Annotated in this window: 19 protein-coding genes; 14 read left to right on the forward strand and 5 right to left on the reverse strand. The window is 64.5% G+C overall.

From position 1 onward, the window contains the following. Nucleotides 1–4: 4 nt before the first annotated feature. Nucleotides 5–838 (reverse strand): MurR/RpiR family transcriptional regulator, encoded by an 834-nt coding sequence (locus DVO78_RS05445; protein WP_157983883.1) that lies wholly within the window; start codon nucleotides 836–838, stop codon nucleotides 5–7. Nucleotides 839–989: 151 nt separating this feature from the next. Here DVO78_RS05445 and DVO78_RS05450 point away from each other — a divergent pair, with 151 nt between their 5' ends. The 7 genes from DVO78_RS05450 to DVO78_RS05480 all read left to right on the forward strand — a co-directional run bounded on the left by DVO78_RS05450 (nucleotide 990) and on the right by DVO78_RS05480 (nucleotide 9,266). Then, nucleotides 990–3,437, forward strand: coding sequence for a DNA polymerase III subunit gamma and tau (locus tag DVO78_RS05450; RefSeq protein ID WP_238385156.1), 2,448 nt, complete (start codon nucleotides 990–992; stop codon nucleotides 3,435–3,437). Nucleotides 3,438–3,448: 11 nt separating this feature from the next. After that, nucleotides 3,449–4,045, forward strand: a complete 597-nt coding sequence (gene recR, locus DVO78_RS05455) for a recombination mediator RecR (protein WP_120003799.1) — start codon at nucleotides 3,449–3,451, stop codon at nucleotides 4,043–4,045. A 419-nt stretch (nucleotides 4,046–4,464) separates the two neighbouring features. Beyond that, complete coding sequence (locus DVO78_RS05460; RefSeq protein WP_120003800.1) at nucleotides 4,465–5,385, forward strand: transporter substrate-binding domain-containing protein; 921 nt, start codon at nucleotides 4,465–4,467, stop codon at nucleotides 5,383–5,385. Between the two features lie 86 nt (nucleotides 5,386–5,471). Further along, a complete protein-coding gene (locus tag DVO78_RS05465; RefSeq protein ID WP_120003801.1) occupies nucleotides 5,472–6,332 on the forward strand; it encodes an amino acid ABC transporter permease in 861 nt (286 codons plus the stop codon). Then, nucleotides 6,329–7,060 (forward strand): ectoine/hydroxyectoine ABC transporter permease subunit EhuD, encoded by a 732-nt coding sequence (ehuD, locus tag DVO78_RS05470; RefSeq protein WP_120003802.1) that lies wholly within the window; start codon nucleotides 6,329–6,331, stop codon nucleotides 7,058–7,060. The genes DVO78_RS05465 and ehuD overlap by 4 nt, the downstream gene beginning before the upstream one ends. Continuing rightward, nucleotides 7,044–7,877, forward strand: a complete 834-nt coding sequence (locus DVO78_RS05475; protein ID WP_120003803.1) for an amino acid ABC transporter ATP-binding protein — start codon at nucleotides 7,044–7,046, stop codon at nucleotides 7,875–7,877. The genes ehuD and DVO78_RS05475 overlap by 17 nt, the downstream gene beginning before the upstream one ends. 105 nt (nucleotides 7,878–7,982) lie before the next feature. Then, the gene (locus DVO78_RS05480) at nucleotides 7,983–9,266 is read left to right on the forward strand and encodes an aspartate kinase (protein WP_120003804.1); all 1,284 of its coding nucleotides are present in this window, start codon (nucleotides 7,983–7,985) and stop codon (nucleotides 9,264–9,266) included. Nucleotides 9,267–9,469: 203 nt separating this feature from the next. On the opposite strand, the gene DVO78_RS05485 is transcribed toward DVO78_RS05480, so the two are convergent. Both DVO78_RS05485 and DVO78_RS05490 read right to left on the reverse strand, forming a co-directional pair. Further along, nucleotides 9,470–10,420, reverse strand: a complete 951-nt coding sequence (locus DVO78_RS05485; RefSeq protein ID WP_120003805.1) for a 3-methyladenine DNA glycosylase — start codon at nucleotides 10,418–10,420, stop codon at nucleotides 9,470–9,472. A gap of 60 nt (nucleotides 10,421–10,480) precedes the next feature. Next, a complete protein-coding gene (locus DVO78_RS05490; protein WP_120003806.1) occupies nucleotides 10,481–11,134 on the reverse strand; it encodes an NADPH-dependent F420 reductase in 654 nt (217 codons plus the stop codon). Between the two features lie 281 nt (nucleotides 11,135–11,415). Here DVO78_RS05490 and DVO78_RS05495 point away from each other — a divergent pair, with 281 nt between their 5' ends. Then, the gene (locus DVO78_RS05495) at nucleotides 11,416–11,574 is read left to right on the forward strand and encodes a ribbon-helix-helix domain-containing protein (RefSeq protein WP_120003807.1); all 159 of its coding nucleotides are present in this window, start codon (nucleotides 11,416–11,418) and stop codon (nucleotides 11,572–11,574) included. Further along, nucleotides 11,571–12,341 carry a VOC family protein gene (locus DVO78_RS05500; protein ID WP_120003808.1) on the forward strand — a complete coding sequence of 257 codons (771 nt, stop codon included), beginning with the start codon at nucleotides 11,571–11,573 and terminating at the stop codon, nucleotides 12,339–12,341. Before DVO78_RS05495 ends, DVO78_RS05500 begins: the two co-directional genes overlap by 4 nt. A 36-nt stretch (nucleotides 12,342–12,377) precedes the next feature. On the opposite strand, the gene DVO78_RS05505 is transcribed toward DVO78_RS05500, so the two are convergent. Continuing rightward, nucleotides 12,378–13,010 (reverse strand): LysE family translocator, encoded by a 633-nt coding sequence (locus DVO78_RS05505; protein WP_157983884.1) that lies wholly within the window; start codon nucleotides 13,008–13,010, stop codon nucleotides 12,378–12,380. 183 nt (nucleotides 13,011–13,193) lie between these two features. Here DVO78_RS05505 and purS point away from each other — a divergent pair, with 183 nt between their 5' ends. The 3 genes from purS to purL are packed head-to-tail and all read left to right on the forward strand — an operon-like array spanning nucleotide 13,194 to nucleotide 16,627. Beyond that, a complete protein-coding gene (gene purS / locus DVO78_RS05510; protein WP_120003810.1) occupies nucleotides 13,194–13,448 on the forward strand; it encodes a phosphoribosylformylglycinamidine synthase subunit PurS in 255 nt (84 codons plus the stop codon). 6 nt (nucleotides 13,449–13,454) lie between these two features. Beyond that, nucleotides 13,455–14,252 (forward strand): phosphoribosylformylglycinamidine synthase subunit PurQ, encoded by a 798-nt coding sequence (gene purQ, locus DVO78_RS05515; protein ID WP_120003811.1) that lies wholly within the window; start codon nucleotides 13,455–13,457, stop codon nucleotides 14,250–14,252. After that, on the forward strand, nucleotides 14,249–16,627 hold the full coding sequence (purL, locus tag DVO78_RS05520) for a phosphoribosylformylglycinamidine synthase subunit PurL (RefSeq protein ID WP_120003812.1): 2,379 nt from the start codon (nucleotides 14,249–14,251) through the stop codon (nucleotides 16,625–16,627). The genes purQ and purL overlap by 4 nt, the downstream gene beginning before the upstream one ends. Nucleotides 16,628–16,979: 352 nt before the next feature. Here purL and DVO78_RS05530 read toward each other — a convergent pair whose 3' ends face one another. Continuing rightward, the gene (locus tag DVO78_RS05530) at nucleotides 16,980–17,828 is read right to left on the reverse strand and encodes an AraC family transcriptional regulator (protein WP_120003814.1); all 849 of its coding nucleotides are present in this window, start codon (nucleotides 17,826–17,828) and stop codon (nucleotides 16,980–16,982) included. Between the two features lie 65 nt (nucleotides 17,829–17,893). Here DVO78_RS05530 and DVO78_RS05535 point away from each other — a divergent pair, with 65 nt between their 5' ends. Together DVO78_RS05535 and DVO78_RS05540 are read left to right on the forward strand one after the other, a co-directional pair. Next, nucleotides 17,894–18,301 (forward strand): DUF6157 family protein, encoded by a 408-nt coding sequence (locus DVO78_RS05535; protein WP_120003995.1) that lies wholly within the window; start codon nucleotides 17,894–17,896, stop codon nucleotides 18,299–18,301. Nucleotides 18,302–18,394: 93 nt separating this feature from the next. Further along, a complete protein-coding gene (locus DVO78_RS05540) occupies nucleotides 18,395–18,946 on the forward strand; it encodes a DUF1697 domain-containing protein (protein WP_120003815.1) in 552 nt (183 codons plus the stop codon). Nucleotides 18,947–18,961 lie beyond the last annotated feature (15 nt).

The raw sequence follows: 18,961 nt of genomic DNA on the forward strand, positions 1-18,961 counted from the left end.
CGGGTCAGGCCTCGAAGTGCTCAAGGATCCCGCCCAGTCGGTCAAGGGATCCCAGAGCTATGTCCGGGTGACGCCGGGCGATGGTGAGCACCAAGGCATTGCAGATCGCCATCGGCACTGTCAGTGAGAGGAACTCGCTGCTGCGTCCACGGGGTGCGGCGATGATGGAGTCCGGGTCCGGCCGCATGGTCAGCAGGTTGTCGGTGAGCACTGTCGAGTGAATGTCCTCCTTGACTGTCATCTCCAGGACCTGTGACAGCGAATCGGGCATCCTGCGAAAGGCGAAGGCCAACAGGGCATCACCGCTGCGCATGGGTGCAATCCGCTCTGCCACATCACGCCGAGAGCCGATGAGCTGGGTGGAGCGGATGCCGAAACGGTTGAGGCGCCTGGCGAGCTGCTCGACCAGCACAATGGAGTTGCCCTGGCCGAAGAGATAGACCACATCCGCAGCGACGATCCGGGCAGCCAATGAGTCCAGGTCACCCTGGGCCACATGCCGTGGAAGCTCTTCCAGCGCCTTGATCTCGCCGTGGACCAGTTCCTGGAGCTCGTGCCCCTCCTCGCTGCGGTCCAGGTGACCACGAATCCGCTGGGAGGGCCCGTCGGAGCCCAGATAGTCCTGGCGCAGGGTTTCGCGCAGCTCAGGGTATCCGGAGAACCCGAGCCGCTGGGCTAGGCGGGTGGCCGATGACTGGTGAAGTCCCAACGGAGAAGTCAGCTCCTGCGCACGCCAGAATGCGGCTTCTGCAGGCCGAGACTGAAGCACTGCAGTGAGCTTTCGGTCCGTCTCGGTGAGTCGGTGGCCGCGCGCTTTGACCAGATCAGTGATGAGCACGAGCCACACGCTAGAGGGAATTTCACTTGCATATCCCGCAACTGGGGGAATTTCATGTGCTGTTCATCGAACGTTCATCGCTTTGAAGGCAACGAGTGACGAAAACGGGGTGTTGCTGCCGCCTTCGGACCCACGCGGTAAAGTCTTATGGGTGAGCACCGCCCTGTACCGCCGCTACCGCCCTGACACCTTCACCGACGTCATCGGCCAGGAGCATGTCACCGGCCCGCTGGCCACCGCGCTGGGCAAGGATGCGGTCTCACACGCCTATCTCTTCTCCGGGCCGCGCGGGTGCGGAAAGACCACCTCCGCACGGATTCTGGCCCGCTGCCTGAACTGTGAGCATGGTCCCACCGGCAGCCCCTGCGAACAGTGCGCATCCTGCCGGGACCTGGCCACCGGGGGGTCGGGCTCACTGGACGTCATTGAGATCGACGCCGCCTCCCACGGCGGTGTCGACGACGCCCGCGACCTGCGCGAGCGCGCCACCTTCGCCCCGGTGCGGGACCGGTACAAGATCTTCATCATCGATGAGGCCCATATGGTCACAGCCGCAGGCTTCAACGCCCTGCTGAAGATCGTGGAGGAACCCCCGGAGCACATCAAGTTCATCTTCGCCACCACAGAGCCGGACAAGGTCATCGGCACCATCCGTTCCCGGACCCACCACTACCCTTTCCGGCTGGTTCCCCCGGAGCCGCTGCTGGACTATCTGGAGCGGCTCTGCGGCGCGGAGAACGTGCAGGTGGCCCCCGGGGTGCTGCAGCTTGTGCTGCGCGCCGGCGGCGGCTCGGTCCGCGACACCCTCAGCGTGCTCGACCAGCTCATCGCTGGTGCCGGTTCCGATGGGCTCGACTACGACCGGGCGGTCGCCCTGCTGGGATTCACCCACACCGCGCTGCTGGACCAGGTGGTCGACGCCGTGGCCGCACTGGACGGGGCCACCGCGTTCCAGGTGGTCGACCGCGTGGTGCAGTCCGGGCAGGACCCCCGCCGGTTCGTCGAGGATCTGCTGGAGCGGCTGCGGGACTTGATCATCGTCAAATCCGTCCCCGAGTCCCCGCAGGCCATCCTGCGCGGGGTGCCGGAGGACCAGATCCGCGTCATGCAGAACCAGGCCGGAACCATCGGCGCCGCGGAGCTTTCCCGGGCCGCTGACATCACCGCCACCGCGCTGACCGAGATGGTCGGCGCCACCAGTCCGCGGCTGCACCTGGAACTGCTGATGGCCAGGCTGCTGCTGCCCCACGCCGAGTCCGGACACGCCAGCATCGCCGCCCGGCTGGAGCGCCTGGAACGGCGCCTGGACTTCACCTCAGGGGCCGGCACCACACCTGCCGGGGAAGCACCGCGCGGATCGCAGGCCCAGCAAGCACCGACGGCGCCCGCCGAACCCGCTGCGCCGCAGGAGTCCAGCGGCACGGGGGCCCAGGAGCACTGGAGCGCCCCAGGAGTCAGCAGCCCGCGGCCCGCTGAACAGCAGCCTCCAGCGACCTCAGACGCCGACTCAGCCACGAACCCCCGCGGTCCACGCTCCCAGCAGACTGCTCACCCCGAACCCTCACCCACCGTGCCGCCTGCCAGGACGGCCACTCCCCCTGCCGGAGGCGGCCAGACCGAACGTATGCAGCAGGCCTGGCCGGATGTGGTCGAGGCGATGAAGTCCCGGTCTCGCATGCTCTGGATGCTGGTCAAGGGCAATGTGCAGGTCACCGGATTCGACGGGCAGACTCTGACGCTGTCCTTCAGCAACGAGGGCGCACACGCCACGTTCACCAACCGCGGCGGCGACAAGGCGCTGGCGGATTCCATTCAGGAGGTCGTCGGCATCCAGGTCCGGTTCCATCTCATCGGACAGGACGGACAGCCTCAGCAGCCCGCAGCGCCCCCAGGAGGTGGGCCTCCCCCAAAAGCTGAGGGCCGGGCTGAGGCATCAGCTCCGGCCCAGCCCCGGTCGACGTCCGCTGCTCAGCCGAGCACCGCAGGGACGCCGCAGCATTCCCCTGAGTCGCTCTCCATCCCGACGCCGCCTGACGACGGCTGGGTGCCGCCTACGGAGGAGCCGCCGGACCTCCCTCCGCCTGATCTCCCCCCGGGCCCACGGCACGATGAGGCCCCTGGCCCGTCGCCGAGGTCAGAACAGGACACGCCCGCCGAACACCGTACCGGGCCGCAGAGCCCTCCCGAGGCGGCCCGGCGAGTACCCGACAAACCTGTGGTGCCTGCGTTCGCACGGCGGGCGGGGGGTTCGCCGCAGACAGGCTCGGCGCCTGCCGGTGACCCGGCACCCGCTCGGGGCAGTGCACCGTCGCCGTTTAACGGGGCAGGGGCGGCGATCCGCAACCGCCTGGCCTCGCGCGGTGCCGCCGCCCCCTGGGACACCTCAACGAGCCCGGCGCAGTCCACCGACCAGGAATACGACGCCTCTCCCCCGCCGGACTGGGCTGAAGCTCAGCCGCCGACCGCAGAGTCCGATGATGTGGCCAGCGAGGACGACGCCGACCTCGAGCACTCAGGCGTCTTCGGCCGCAAGGCGATTGAGCGGATCCTCGACGGCGTGCTGATCGAGGAACACCGCCTGGACGCCCCTTCACCGTAGACTGGGCGATTGTGTATGAAGGCGTAGTCCAAGACCTGATCGATGAGCTCGGCCGGCTACCCGGCATCGGCCCCAAATCGGCTCAGAGGGTGGCCTTTCACATCTTGGAGGCCGATGCCGACGATATGCGCCGGCTGGCCGAGGCGATCCGCACCGTGAAGGACAAGGTGCAGTTCTGCGACACCTGCTTCAACGTCTCTGAGGAAGCCCAGTGCCGGATCTGCCTGGACACCCGCCGCGACGGCTCGGTGCTGTGCGTGGTCGAGGAGTCCAAGGATGTGATGGCCATCGAACGAACGCGCAGCTACCGGGGCCGCTATCACGTGCTCGGCGGGGCCATTAACCCGATCGCCGGCGTCGGGCCCGACCAGCTGCGGATCCGGGAGCTGCTGAACCGACTCTCCGATGAGTCGATCCAGGAGGTCATCCTCGCCACGGATCCCAACCTGGAGGGCGAAGCCACAGCGACCTACTTGGTGCGGATGCTCGGCTCACTGGGCATTCGGATCACTCGGCTCGCCTCGGGACTGCCGGTGGGCGGTGACCTGGAATACGCCGACGATGTCACCCTCGGCCGGGCCTTCGAGGGCCGCACCTCAGTGGGCTGAGCTCCACCACACTCTGCCGGGAAGTGGCAGCAGTGGGACCGCCCTGCATCGCCTTAGCCTGAGCGCTGCTGCCGAGAATCATGCGATCGGCGTCACAACGGAGGCATCGGTGAAATATTTATCGACTTGTGATCTGGGACCGGTGGATAGGTTTCTGTCTGGTACATGCCACTGCCCCACTTGCCATACATCGCGGGGATGCGAGCTCGGGCGGGGAAAACCCCATAACATCTCCAGGCGGGACGCTTGCGTGTCATTTCTTCCACTGAGCGAAAGAATCCAGCTTGTAAAAGCTCTGTAAAACCTTAGCGTAGGGGTAGATGTTGCTGATCGACGGTCGTAGGATTGTTGACAACCTTACGTAAGGTGAGGCGCATCCTCTCGCATAACCCATACGAGGAAACAAGAGGTACCAACTGATGAGCTTTAAGACTCACGCACTGCGCGCTGGTGCATTCAGCGCTGCCGCCCTGCTCGCCCTGACCGCCTGCGGCAACGGCGACGACAACGGAGACGAGCCCGATGACGACAACGGTGCCGCTGAAGAGAACGGCGACAACGGCGAGGCCACTGCCGAGGGCGATACCCTGACTCTCGCCCTGTTCGGCGAGGAGCCCTACTCCTGGCTCGACGAAAGCGGTGAACCCACCGGAGCAACCATTGCCGTGGCTGAGGAGATCTTCAGCAACCGTCTCGGCTACGACCTTGAGGTCGAACAGACTGACTGGGGCAACCTCATTACTGGGCTCAACGCCGGCCACTGGGATGTGGTCTCGGCCGGCATGTCCATCAACGCCGAGCGCTGTGCAGAGGCTGCCTTCGGTGAGCCCGAACTCATCTATCAGACCGCGTTCCTGCTTGAGGAGGGCAATCCCGCCGATGTCCATACGTTCGAGGATCTGATCGATGCCGACCTCGACGTCGTAGCCCTCAGCGGAGGCGTTGAGTCTCCCTGGCTGGGGGAAGTCGGTGTCGACCATGACACCGTCGACAACGCCCAGGACGGCATTGACTTCGTCGAAGGCGGTCGCGCAGATGTCTTCGCCCTGACAGCCGCCTCACTGCAGGCGATGGCAGGGGACAGCCCCGGCCTAGAGGTCACTGATCCTTTCACCCATGAATTCTCCGTGGGCGCACACACGTTCCGCACTGAGGATCAGGATCTGATCGATGAGTTCAATGAGGAACTCGCCGACCTCATGGAGTCTGGCGAGTACCTGGACATCGTCGGTGAGTTCGGATTCACCGAGGATCAGATCCCGCCCATCGAGCTGACCGCTCAGGAGCTCTGCGAGCAGGACGCTGACGAGGTGGCCGCAGAATACGGCCTCGACGACTGATCCTCGCAAACCACTAGAGACTCTGCGGCCGCTTCCCTACGGGATCGGTCGCAGAGTCTCTCACCGCACTGATCCGAGAGGGGCCCATGGACTTCTTCGAAGACTGGCCAGATTACTTCGAGGTGGTGATCAACTGGTCAGACCGACTCCTCGAGGGTCTCTGGACGACGATCCAGCTGACGATATTCGGCGGAGCACTGGCCTTCGTCATCGCCATTGTGCTGGGACTCCTGGCAGGGTCATCCAGCCTGTGGCTGCGCGGGCCCGCCCGAGTCATCATTGAGTTCTTCCGCGGGATCTCCCTGGTGGTGCTGCTGTTCCTTCTGCTGTATGTGCTGCCGCAGCTGTGGATGCGGAACCCGGACCTTCCGTTCGAAGGCCTGGTGAGAAACACTTTCCTGCTCGCGGTCATAGCTCTCGGCATTAACTACGGAGCCTACGGCGCCGAAGCTGTCCGTGCCTCACTGACCACTGTCCCCAAGAGCCAGTGGGAGGCCACTACCGCCTTGTCCATGTCCTGGCCGCATAAGATCCGGCGGGTCATCTTTCCCCAGGCCTGGGCTCTGATGCTGCCCTCTCTGACGAATCTCTGGGTGCACCTGCTCAAAGGCAGCGCAATCGCTTATATCATTCCCTTCGTCAACGACTTCACCTTCGAACTCAACAATCTCCGCCGACCCACCGACATCTGGTTCTCCCATGCCTTCATTGGGCTGGTGGTCTACTTCATCCTCGCCCTCATCCTCACCCTGTTCATGCAGGTGCTTGAGGCACGGGCCAAAAACAAACTTGGCCGCGGCCCCTCACTGCGCGAGATTTTCTCGCCGGACCCCAAAACCACCCCACCGGACGCCTCACTCCCTGATCCCAAAGACATGACCGGGCCTGGAGGCGGGCCGAAGCAACCGGCCTCCGGCGCTGGGGCTCATCCTGGAGGTGCCCGATGATCACCACCGTCTCCGGAACGCTCCTCGCTGAGACCATTGACGACCCGACCCTCGTTGACGAAGAGGAAGTGCGCCAGAGCCCCTTCTGGGACTGGGAGTTCGCCTTCGAGGCCTTCCCTGAGATGTTCATGGCTTTTTTGCAGGTCACTCTGCTGGTCACCGTTCTCGGCACCATCATCGCCGCAGTGCTGGGTCTGGTCATCGCCATTCTGCTGCGGATACTTCCCAAACCACTGGCCTGGATTGTTCGCTGGGTGGCCAACTTCATCCGCATGACGCCCCTGGTGGTCCAGCTGATCTTCGTCTTCTGGACCTTCCTGTGGATGGACGCACTGACTGTGGGCATCATTGTCTTCGGGGTGCACTACGCCACCTATATGTCCGAGGTCTATCGGGCCGGCATCGACTCAGTCCCCAAGGGGCAGTGGGAGGCCACCACTGCCCTGTCGATGTCGGCAGTGCGCACCTGGCGGAAGGTGGTCATCCCCCAAGCGCTGCGCTCCACCGTCCCCTCACTGGGCAACTACGCCATCTCCATGTTCAAGGACACGCCGTTTCTCCTGGTCATCTCCGTGGCAGAAATGGTGACCGTCGCCGGTGAGATCGGTGCCCCAACATTCCGCTACACCGAGGTGTTCACCATTGCGGGCCTCATCTTCTTGGCCGCCAGCTACCCCACAGCCGTTCTCGTCAACCGATTGGAGAAGCGTCTTGCCTACGCCCACTGACGCTGCCGGCACTCAGCCGGCCCCTGCCCCGTCGTCGTCATCACCCTCGAACCCGGTGATCGAATTCGTCGACGTCGAGAAGCGCTTCGGCGACAACATCGTGCTCAAGGACCTCAACTTCCAGGTGGCACGGGGAGAGCGGGTGACCCTCATCGGGCCCTCAGGCTCGGGAAAGACCACTATCCTGCGCCTGGTGATGACCCTGGAGGAGCTCACCGGGGGGTATATCTACATCGACGGCCAACCGCTGACCCATGAGAATCGCGACGGCAAGCGGGTGCCGGTGTCCAAGAAGCAGCAGAAGTCACTGCGCACCCGGATCGGCATGGTCTTCCAGCAGTTCAACCTCTTCCCCAATATGACGGTGCTGGAGAACATCATCGAGGCCCCCGTCCACGTCCTGGGCCGGCCCAAGAAGGATGCGGTGGCCAAAGCACACTCGCTGCTGGAGCAGGTGGGACTGCCGGATAAGGCCAACGCCCACCCCACCTCCCTCTCCGGCGGTCAGCAACAGCGGGTGGCGATCGCCCGCGCCCTGGCCATGGACCCGGAGATTCTGCTGCTGGACGAGGTGACCTCCGCCCTGGACCCCGAGGTGGTCGACGATGTGCTCAACATCCTGCGGGAAGTCGCCGACACCACCAACGTGACCATGCTGATCGTGACCCATGAGATGGGCTTTGCCCGCGATGTCAGCCACAAAGTCATGATGTTCGACGGCGGGCATGTGATCGAAGAAGGCCGCCCGGAGAAGATCTTCACCAACCCGGATCAGGAACGCACCAAGAAGTTCCTCGGAGCCGTGCTCGGCGACTGAGCCGTCCACGGAACCATATCCCGCCACCGCGTACACTAGCTGATGCTAACTGCGCTGCCTTTGTCCGCACTGCCCAATCTCACTGAGGAATGAGCAACGACACCTATGAGCCTGATCGTTCAGAAGTACGGCGGATCCTCCGTCCAGGACGCCGAATCCATCAAACGCGTCGCCCGGCGCATTGTGGACACCAAGAAGGCCGGCAACCAAGTAGTGGTGGTGGTCTCCGCCATGGGCGATACCACCGACGATCTGCTGGACCTCGCCGCCGATATCTCCTCAGCCCCGCCGCTGCGTGAGATGGACATCCTGCTCTCCTCCGGTGAGCGGATGTCCATGGCGCTGCTGGCCATGGCCATCCACGAACTCGGCGAAACAGCCCAGTCCTTCACCGGCTCCCAGGCTGGGATGATCACTGACGCCATCCACGGCAAAGCCCGCATCATTGAGGTCTCCCCCCAACGGGTCCAAGAGGCTGTCGATGAGGGACATGTGGGCATCGTCGCCGGTTTCCAGGGCATGAGCCGGGAGTCCAAGGACATCACCACCATGGGCCGCGGCGGCTCCGACACCACCGCTGTGGCCCTGGCTGCGGCCTTGGGCGCTGATGTCTGCGAGATCTACACCGATGTGGACGGGGTCTTCACCGCCGATCCGCGGGTCGTGCGCACCGCCCGGAAGATCGACACCATCTCCAGTGAGGACATGCTGGAGATGGCTGCCGCCGGCACCAAAGTGCTCCACCTTCGCAGCGTGGAGTACGCCAGGCGCTTCGGCGTGAAACTCCATGTGCGCTCCTCCTTCTCCGACCAGGCCGGCACCTGGGTCATCCCCGACGACTCCGACAAAATCACCATCAAGGAAGGCGAACCCTTGGAACAGCCCATCATCTCCGGCATCGCCCACGACGCCTCCGAAGGCAAACTGACCATCACCGGTGTTCCGGATGTCCCCGGCAAGGCCGCCGAGATCTTCAACCACATTGCCGAGGCCGGCATCAACATCGACATGATCGTCCAGGACGTCTCCCTGGAGACCAAGACCACCAACATCTCGTTCACCCTGCCCGGCTCCGACGGCGACAAGGCCCAGCGCATCCTGCTGGAGCATAAGGACGTCATCGGGTTCACCGGACTGGACTTCGTGCCCCAGGTGGGCAAAGTCTCCCTGGTCGGCGGCGGTATGCGCAACCACCCCGGTGTCTCCGCACGGTTCTTCACCGCGCTGCGCGATGCCGGCATCAACATCGGGCTGATTTCCACCTCGGAGATCCGGGTCTCGGTCATCACCGACGTGGAGCTGCTGGACAAGGCGGTGCAGGCCATCCACACCGCCTTCGACCTGGACTCGGACGAAGAGGCGAAGGTCTACGCCGGCACCGGTCGCTAACCCCCGATGCGCTGAATGCTGCTGTTCCTGGCTTAAACGGTCGATTGTGGGCCTCTTCTGCGAAGGAACAGCCGCACTCAGCGAGGTTGCCGGCACCCTCAGCAACGACTGAGGGCGACAGGCTCCCGGTCGGGGGACTCCTGCCGCCCTCAGTTTCAGGTGCGAGTCAACACTTTTCAGTGTAGCGTCCCATCAGCGAAACGTCAGCTGTTTCCAGGGTTTGGCATCAAGTCTGAGCACTGGCCGTACGCGAAGGCAACGTCCTCGATGCGGTCGAGTTCGGCAAGAATCCGCCCCCGGAGGGCATTGGCCTCTTCTGCGAAGCCGCGCTGAGCCCGTGCATACTGCGCACGGCCGGCAGGACTCTCGATCCGCACCGGCTCATACCCCCACTGGCGCAGATCATACGGTGAAGCACGCATATCCAGCTCACGGATCCGCCAGGCGAGGTCAAAGCACTCCAGCAGCAGGTCACTGCCCACAACAGGCACCAGTTTGTAGGCCCATTTGTAGAGATCCATATTGGCGTGCAGGCATCCCGGCTGCTCCAGCTCAGCCTGCGTCTCACGGCTGGGCTGCAGAGAGTTGAGCTGCCGCGCCGAAGGCGTATAGAACCGAAACGCATCGAAGTGAGTGCACCGGATGTTCAGCGAGTCGACCACCTCGTCAGTTCCCTCAGGGCCCAGACGCAGCGGAACTTGATCGTGACGCTGTCCGTGGTCAGCTGCGCGGTAGACCATGGCCCATTCGTGCAGCCCGAAACAGCCCAGCTGAGCCGGACGCGCGGCGGTGGCACTGAGCAAGCGGCGCGCAAAGCCGATGATCGGGGCCCGCTCCGTGCGGAATCGATCCACATCCACCGCTGCCCCACCTGCTGGGCTGCCGTCGGGCACAGTGACGTAGAACCTCCTGCCGACCCAGTCCGATGCACCCATGCCCTGCAGAACGTATCCTGCACCGGGATGCCAGCGCGCCAGCCGGCCAGGTGTGAAGGAGTAGTAGGTGAAGAGAAAGTCCTCCACCGGGTGCTTCACCCCGGCGTGGCGCCGCTCCAGAAAGCCCTCCGTGTAGGCGCGAACCGCCCGGTGGTGCGCGGCGGCTCGCTCACCGTGCTCCTCCGCGGAGATCAGGGTCGGGGCAGCAGGCGCAGACATAGCGGATCCAGGATACCGGGGAGGGGAGCCCAGCGCACTGGCCGCCATGGAGTTCACGTCTCAGACGCCGGCCAGCACCCGCTGGCACTGCTCCAGCAGTCCTGTCATCTGCTCAGCGGTGTGGCGACCGTTGAAGATCTCAGTTCCGTTCTCAAAAGCCTTGCCTGCTGAGAGCGCTCCGGCGTCCACGGCATCGTAGCCGAGCGAGTCGATGAAGGCGGCCACCAGCTGCTTGGCGTCGTCGTCATCTGCGGCCAATGCCAGCGCACGCCGTCCCGGGGTACCCGCCGGGTGGGAGTCGACCTCCAGATCCCCGTAGCCAATGTGGTTCAGGGTCTTGACCAGGCGCACATCACCGAAGAAGTCTGCCACGACCTCCGAGGTTGAGCGGCCAGACTCGAACTCCTGCATCACCCCGTCCACCGGCGCCCAGTAGTTCATGGTGTCGATGACTACGTGGCCCTGAAGAACCTCGGTGTCGATGCTGCGGTATTTGTGCAGCGGTACGGCGACCACGATGATGTCCGAGCCACGCAGCTGATCCTTGTCCACGGCTTCTGCGCCGGGGACGATGACCTCGGTGAGCAACTTGATCTCATCAGCCGGCTTGTCAGTGGCGATCCGCACTCTATGCCCGGCACGGACGGCCTGCCTGCCGACAGCTGTGCCGACACGTCCGGCTCCCAGAATGCCGATGCTGAGCTGCTGGGTCACGAGGATCCCCTTTCGCTGCGTGTTTCAAATTTGAATTACCAACCCCTGCAACGCTGCTTTGCTCCTACCTCTTCCCAGCGATGACCCGCTGTGGTCAATGCCACTCCAGTCCGCACCCTGCTCCACTCGCCCCGCGATCCCTTGCTCCAGGCTGGTCGCGCACCGTCAGTTCATCCGTCAAATCTCGGCGCTACACCGCCCCAGCCGGCCTGGATAACGACGATATTCGCCGGATCGTTGCGGAGACTTGCATTCGGTCGCTAATTTGCTAGCATACTCGCATGAGCGAGAAGAAGACCCAGTTCAATGTCTACCTCCCCCCGGAGCTGGTCCGGGCGGTCAAGCACCGCTGCATCGACGAAGGGCTGTCCCTCTCCGCGTTTGTGGAGCGCATCCTCACCGACTACATAGAGTCCGCGAGCAAGGAGGAGAAAAAATGACAAAGACGCCGGTCCCCACTCTCACCGTCCAACCGATCCATTTCACCTCCGAATACGTCACATGGAAGCAGTTCTACCTGCAGCTCGGACTGCGCGAGACAGAAGCCGATGACCCCATGACCACCATCCTGGCGGCTGATTCCGGCCAGCTGATGCTCGGCGAGGTTCCTGAGGACAGCCATCTCAACGGGATCCGTCTTGTGGAGTTCACCGTTGACGACCTCGATGTCTACGCTTCGGCGTTGGAAGCCGCCGGCACTGAGGTGAACCGCGTCGAGCTCACCCATGATCGCAACACCATTGCCGTGGACCTCCCGCAGGGCAGGGTTCACATCGGAGAGTCCGCTGTCAGCGCCGGGACCGCACGGTTCGACCCCACCGGGCTCAGCATCGGCGCCCTGCTCTACACCCCTGCTGAGACTGTCACCATTGGAGCCCATGCACTGGCACCCTATGGGCTGACACCGAGGATCGCCAGCAACAATGGCGGCTGGACTGACCTGATCGGCCACGGCGTGTTCGCCTTCCACGAGGGCACACTCAGGACCGTGGACAACGATGCGCCCTACCAGCCAGTCATCAGCCTCTTTGCAGAGACCGGCGACGTCGAGAAGTACATGGCCGAGCTTCAGCCCCGCGGAGTCGAGGTCTCCCTCATCGATGAGGCCTACGGCCGGACACTGAACATCACCCAGCCTGACGGCGGCATCCTCACCGTCAATGAGAGCCAGCAGGACCTCTACGGCTACCACCGTCTGGATCCATGACCACCGAGATGCTCTTGATCCGGTCAACGCCCCCAGCTATGCCGCCTCATGGAAGGCATCGGCAGCGACCCGGACGCTGAGGAATCCCAATACCGCGCCGGTGACGGCGTCGAGCGTGCGCCGTACCGAACGGCGCTGCCACCAGGCCGCTGCCTGATCCACCAGCACGGCGATAACCAGCAGCGGCAGAGTGCCCAACACCGGCAGGGTCATCGTCAGCAGCACCAGCGCCCAGAAGTCCATCCCCGGCGTCATGAACTGCGGGAACAGCGCAAGGAAGAACATCAGCACCTGGGGATTGGTGAGATTCGTCAGATACCCCTGCAGGAAACCTCGCCTCTTCATCGCAGCCGGTGGCAGCGCCGGCCGCGCATACTCGCCCTTCCACGCCGAGCGCAGCGACTGGAAAGCCAGCCAGGCAAGATACACCGCCCCGACCCAGCGGATGACCTGCAGTGCGGTCTGCGACTGCGCCACGATGATCCCGAGTCCCACGGCGGCGAGCACAGCCTGTGTGCTTCCGGCGAAAAACACTCCCATTGCGGTGGCAAGCCCGCCACGCCGCCCGCCCATCAGCGAATTCTTCAGCACCACGGCTGTATCCGCTCCGGGCGTCAGCGCCACAGCAATCGCAACCGCCACAAAACTGAGGTACAGGCTCCACTCCATGAACACCAGTATCCACTGGTTCGCTCCATTGCGGTTCAGCCATCAGGCCCGCGTTGGGTGATCCGGTCTCCATGGGGTGCTGATAGCCCAACAATGCCCTGAAAACCCATAACGGCGCGGAAGAGGTGGTCCAGGTAGGATTGTGAACCGGTCCGAACTGAACATCAGCCCCAGGAGACATACGTGCCTACGATCCTCGTCGAGGTCATGCCCAAGCCCGAGATCCTCGACCCGCAGGGCAAGGCCATCGCCAACGCACTGCCCCACCTCGGCTTCACCGGCTTCTCCGGAGTCCGCCAGGGCAAGCGCTTTGAACTGACCGTCGAGGGCGAGGTCACCGAGGAGATCCTCGACTCCGCCCGCACCGCCGCCGCGGAGATGCTCTCCAATCCGGTGATCGAAGACGTGGTCTCGGTGACCGTGGCCGAGGACCTGTAAGCGGCGATGAGCACCGAAACCCCTCTCATCGGCGATATCAGCGCCACACCAGCACAACCGCTCGACGGCGCCCGCATCGGCGTGGTCACCTTCCCCGGCACACTGGATGACCGCGACGCCGCCCGCGCGGTCAGGCTCGGCGGCGGAACCCCGGTCCCGCTGTGGCACGACGAGAGGTCCCTGCGCGGGGTGGATGCGGTCATCCTGCCCGGCGGGTTCAGCTACGGTGACTATCTGCGCGCCGGTGCCATCGCCCGTTTCGCTCCGGTGATGGACACGATCGTCAGGGCCGCCGGTGCTGGCTCCTCAGGCCCCGGAGCGGCGTCGTCCTCTGCCCTGCCGGTGCTGGGTATCTGCAACGGCTTCCAGATCCTCACCGAAGCCCACCTGCTGCCCGGCTCGATGATCAAGAACGACCACCTGAAGTTCATCTGCACCGACCAGGTGCTGCGGGTGGAGAACACCAGCACCGCCTGGACCAGCCAGTTCACAGATGATGAGCTGATCACCGTCCCCATGAAGAACCAGGACGGCCAGTACGTCGCCGACAGCGCCACTCTCCAGACGCTCGAGGATGAGGGCCGGGTGGTCTTCCGCTATGTGGGCGAGAGCCCCAACGGCTCACGCAACAACATCGCCGGGATCAGCAACGAGCGCGGCAATGTGGTGGGCCTGATGCCGCACCCCGAGCACGCGGTGGAGGCCGGCTACGGGCCCGACGACGCCACCGGTCTGCGCGAGGGCACCGATGGGCTGACCGTCTTCACCTCGGTGATCTCATCACTGGCAGGAGGGGCAGCATGAGCACTTTCAACATCGACACCGTGGAGAACGCCTCCACCACCCCGGACACCGAACTCCCCTGGGCGGAGCTGGGCCTGAAACAGGACGAGTACTCCCGGATCGTGGAGATTCTTGGCCGCCGGCCCACCGCAGCAGAGCTGGCCATGTACTCGGTGATGTGGTCCGAGCACTGCTCCTACAAGTCGTCGAAAGTGCATCTGCGCCAGTTCGGCGAGAAGGTCACCGAGGAGATGACGAAAGACCTGATGGTCGGCATCGGCGAGAACGCCGGTGTCACCGATCTGGGTGACGGCTGGGCGGTGACCTTCAAGATCGAGTCGCATAACCATCCCAGCTATGTGGAGCCCTACCAGGGCGCGGCCACCGGGATCGGCGGCATCGTCCGCGACATCATCTCCATGGGTGCCCGGCCGGTCGCGGTGATGGACCCGCTGCGCTTCGGCGACATCGACCACCCGGACACCCAGCGGGTACTCCCCGGAGTGGTCTCCGGCATCGGAGGCTACGGCAACTCCCTGGGACTGCCGAACATCGGCGGCGAAGTGGTCTTCGACTCCGTCTACCAGCAGAACCCGCTGGTCAACGCGTTGGCGGTCGGGGTGCTCAAACATGAGGACCTGCGCCTGGCCAGGGCTGACGGTGTCGGCAACAAAGTGGTGCTCTTCGGCGCCCGCACCGGCGGCGACGGCATCGGCGGGGCCTCCGTGCTGGCCTCGGAGTCCTTCGACGACACCAAGCCCTCCAAGCGGCCCGCAGTCCAGGTCGGCGACCCCTTCGCGGAGAAGGTGCTCATCGAGTGCTGCCTGGAGCTTTTCGGTTCCGAGCTGGTAGAAGGCATCCAGGACCTCGGTGCGGCCGGCATCAGCTGTGCCACCAGTGAACTGGCCTCCAACGGCGAGGGCGGCATGCATGTGGAGCTGACAAATGTGCTGCTGCGTGACCCCACGCTGACTCCTGGGGAGATCCTCATGTCAGAGTCCCAGGAACGCATGATGGCCGTGGTCACCCCGCAGAACGCTGAGGCCTTCGAAGCCGTGATGAGCAAATGGGACGTCGAGTATTCCTGGCTCGGCGAGGTCACCGGCACCGGACGGCTGATCATCGAGTGGGACGGCGAGACCATTGTGGACGTCGACCCCCGCACCGTGGCCCATGACGGGCCGGTCTACGAGCGTCCCTACCACCGGCCGGCCTGGCAGGACGACCTGCAGGCCGACTCCTTCCGCGCCTCCGAGGAAGGTCAGCACCTGCCCTCCACCGCTGAGGAGCTGGGCGGGGCCGTCGTCGAACTCATGTCGAGCCCGAATATGGCGGATAAGTCCTGGATCACCGACCAGTACGACCGGTTCGTCGGCGGCAACACCGCGCTGTCGGCACCTGATGACTCCGGTGTGATCCGTGTGGATGAGGAGACCGGACTCGGTGTGGGCCTGGCCACCGACTGCAACGCCCGCTACGCCTACCTGGATCCCTACGCCGGTGCCCAGCTTGCCCTGGCTGAGGCCTACCGGAATGTGGCCACCGCCGGAGCGGTGCCGATGGCGGTCAGCGACTGTCTGAACTTCGGCTCCCCGGAGGACCCGGAGATCATGTGGCAGTTCGCCGAGGCCATCCGTGGTCTGGCAGACGGCTGCCAGACCCTAGGGATCCCGGTCACCGGCGGGAATGTGAGTCTCTACAACCAGACCGCCGGCCGGGCCATCCATCCCACTCCGGTGGTCGGGGTGCTGGGCAGGTTCGACGACGTCGCCCGCCGCACTCCCTCCGGCTTCCAGCGGTGGGCCGACGGGCAGGCGATCTACCTGCTGGGCACCACACGCGATGAACTGGACGGCTCAGAGTTCGCCCGGCTGCGCGGACACCTGGGGGGCCATCCGCCGCAGGTGGACCTGGCTGCGGAGAAGACCCTGGGCGAGATCCTGATCAACGCCTCCCGGGACGGCATGATCGACGCCGCCCACGACCTCTCCGAGGGCGGGCTGGTTGCCGGGCTGGCGGAGATGAGCCTGCGTTTCGGCGTCGGCTCCCGGATATCGGTGGATGCGCTGTGCGAGCGCGACGGCGTGGATGTCTTCACCGCCCTGTTCAGCGAGTCTCAGGCCCGTGCGCTGGTGGCGCTGCCGCGTTCGGAGGAGCTGCGGTTCACCGATATGACCACCGCCCGGGGCTTCCCCGCCCTGCGGCTGGGGGTGGTGGATGCGGTCTCCGGCGGCATCGAGGTGGCCGGAGACTTCGACGGCGGAAGCTTCGGCATCGGCCTGGACGAGCTCAAGGAAGCCTGGAGCGCAACGATCCCCGCCCGCTTCGGCGCTGGTTCCGCCGGCGGGGAGACCCCGCTCGGCTCTCGGCCAGCTGACGCTGGCCATCACGCCTAAAGACGCTGGTTCCGGTCTGAACCCCGGAGGCCGGCACTTGTCGTAGGGCTTTCGGCTTTGCGTAGCTCTATAGCCCTACGACAAGTCGAAAGCCCTACGAAAATTGAGGCTATTCCCCGTACCAGCCCTAGAACGCCCGTATTCAACGCGTCCTCGAAGAAGACCTCCCACAGCTCGAATCGTTCGACTTCGACGCCGCTGTTGAAGCCGGGGAGTATCACCGGCTCGGTGTTGAAACCGTCATCGCCGACGTTCGCACCGCGTGTGGGGACTTGGCTGACTTCGCGACTCTGACGCCTGATGCCACCAGCCATCCATTGGCACCGTCTGACCTACCAGGACGGCCGAGATCTCACCCTGCAGCCAACTGGTGCAGGGCTCGCCGGTAGGCACCCGGGCTGGTTCCTGCTGCAGTACGGAAGTCAGTGGTGAGATGCGCCTGATCGGCATAACCGAGTTCTGCGGCAATCGCGGCGAGATCCTCTTCATCACGGAACGCGATGGCTTGGGCAGCCTGCTGCAGCCGCATACGGCGAGCCACCTGCTTCGGCCCGCTTCCCAATGTCGCGGCCAGCGCACGTTGGATCGTACGGTCGCTCACCCCGAAGCGCGCGGCCAGCGGCCGCCCCGTGCTGGCTGCGGGCCCCGACCGTAGTTCGTCGACGATCCGGTTGGCCAGCAGATGCGTGGGGCGCGGGGGCCTGAGCTGAAGCCGGGCTGCGATGAGCTCATCAGCGGCCTGGGCACGTTCAGCCGGTGATGTCCGATCGGCGATGCCGGTCATGAGGCGATAGAGCTCGCCGTCGAGATGCGGCGTCAGCGGCACTGTGGCGTCCCTGAGCGAGGCAGGGCCCAGGGCGCTGAGCACGGCTAGCCCTGCTGGCCTGAGGCGGATAGCGAAAACCTCACCTGTGCCGACGATCCGGCGATGCCATGCCTGACGGTGCAGCCCGGTGACAACGAGTCCAGCTGGCACCTCTCCCTGTTCAACGGTGAGAGTAACGGCGGGAAAGTCGATGATCGCCTGCTCGATGGCTTCGCCCTCGCCCATATGCCATCGGACATACCAGTACTGGTCCACTACGTCCCGGACAGCAGGCGCTGGCTCGATCCAGTGCGCGTCATAGCGGTTCAGATTGTCCGGATGCAGCACGCCGGTCTGCTCGTCACCCCGGATTGGGCGCTCGGCCTGAGCCTCCATGATGAGCCCTCTGTTTGTCGGATTTCTTCAAGAGTAATAGGACAGAACCCTTGATCATGGTGTGCATGACCACGACGAACTACCGCGAGACTTTCATTCAGGTTGCCGTCGACTGCCCGGTGGAGCAGGCGGAGGTGCCACCGGCTCGGGGGGCATCACAGACGGTGGCGCAGCAGCAGTACGAGTTGATCGGGAATGAACCCTACGCCCACACCTCCGACGATGTACTCTTCGCGGTCCACGCCGCACGCAAAGGACTCACCGAGAATCTCGATGCGGAGCGTGAAGCGCTTTTCGCCAAGCCCCAGGCCTGCCTGCGCTCCTCACCCCTGGCGAAGCGCTACGGCTGGGGCATCCATCACGACGCGCGGAGCCGCGTCGCGCTCATACCGCTGGGCAGTGACGACTACCGCCGGCTCAGCGAGGATGCTTCCATAGCCCAGCTGACCGCCTTACGCTCCAGGCGGGGGTGAGCAGGCGATGAGCAGCTGAGCTGAGCTGCACCTGGTGAGGCATTCGACCGGTCTTCACTTTCCCAATGCCACCGGGGTGGATACGCTCATCTCATGACGTCCTACTGCGCATTGCTGCGGGGCATAGGCCCCGGCAACCCGAACATGCGCAATGACCGGCTGCGGGAGGTCTTCGAGCATCTCGGCTTCGCCGATGTCGCCTCAGTACTCTCCAGCGGCAATATCCTCTTCAGCACCGAAGACGGCACCGCCGCGCCTGAGCTGGAGGACCGCATCCAGTCCGCGCTGCATCATGAGCTGGGCATCGGCGGCGGGACGATCCTGCGCAGCCGGGCTGAGCTCGAGACGCTCGTTGCAAGAGAGCCCTTTGGCGGACTCGGGCACAGCAAGCAGACCTATCTGACGGTCACCTTCCTCAAAGAGCCCCTTGACCCTGCTCCTGCGCCGTTTCCGGTACCCGATACAGACCAGGTGCGGATACAGGGCTACGACGCCGCGACTCGCGCTGTCCTGGCCGTCGTCGACACCACCGGCATCAAGACCCCGGACTACATGTCCTGGCTGGAACGTACCTTCAGCAACGGGATCACTACCAGGACCTGGAACACCGTCACCAAGATCCTGAAGAAACTCCCCGCCGGATAAGCGCAGGCGCCTCAG

The sequence above is a fragment of the Nesterenkonia muleiensis genome (assembly GCF_003600155.1).
Lineage (GTDB): Bacteria > Actinomycetota > Actinomycetes > Actinomycetales > Micrococcaceae > Nesterenkonia > Nesterenkonia muleiensis.

Bases quoted from the DNA above. Each gene is read 5' to 3' on its own strand.
- DVO78_RS05460 (WP_120003800.1), top strand. From the start codon at position 4,465: ATGAGCTTTAAGACTCACGCACTGCGCGCTGGTGCATTCAGCGCTGCC.
- DVO78_RS05465 (WP_120003801.1), top strand. From the start codon at position 5,472: ATGGACTTCTTCGAAGACTGGCCAGATTACTTCGAGGTGGTGATCAAC.
- ehuD (WP_120003802.1), top strand. From the start codon at position 6,329: ATGATCACCACCGTCTCCGGAACGCTCCTCGCTGAGACCATTGACGAC.
- DVO78_RS05480 (WP_120003804.1), top strand. From the start codon at position 7,983: ATGAGCCTGATCGTTCAGAAGTACGGCGGATCCTCCGTCCAGGACGCC.
- DVO78_RS05485 (WP_120003805.1), bottom strand. From the start codon at position 10,420: ATGTCTGCGCCTGCTGCCCCGACCCTGATCTCCGCGGAGGAGCACGGT.
- DVO78_RS05495 (WP_120003807.1), top strand. From the start codon at position 11,416: ATGAGCGAGAAGAAGACCCAGTTCAATGTCTACCTCCCCCCGGAGCTG.
- DVO78_RS05500 (WP_120003808.1), top strand. From the start codon at position 11,571: ATGACAAAGACGCCGGTCCCCACTCTCACCGTCCAACCGATCCATTTC.
- DVO78_RS05505 (WP_157983884.1), bottom strand. From the start codon at position 13,010: ATGGAGTGGAGCCTGTACCTCAGTTTTGTGGCGGTTGCGATTGCTGTG.
- purQ (WP_120003811.1), top strand. From the start codon at position 13,455: ATGAGCACCGAAACCCCTCTCATCGGCGATATCAGCGCCACACCAGCA.
- purL (WP_120003812.1), top strand. From the start codon at position 14,249: ATGAGCACTTTCAACATCGACACCGTGGAGAACGCCTCCACCACCCCG.
- DVO78_RS05530 (WP_120003814.1), bottom strand. From the start codon at position 17,828: ATGGAGGCTCAGGCCGAGCGCCCAATCCGGGGTGACGAGCAGACCGGC.
- DVO78_RS05535 (WP_120003995.1), top strand. From the start codon at position 17,894: ATGACCACGACGAACTACCGCGAGACTTTCATTCAGGTTGCCGTCGAC.
- DVO78_RS05540 (WP_120003815.1), top strand. From the start codon at position 18,395: ATGACGTCCTACTGCGCATTGCTGCGGGGCATAGGCCCCGGCAACCCG.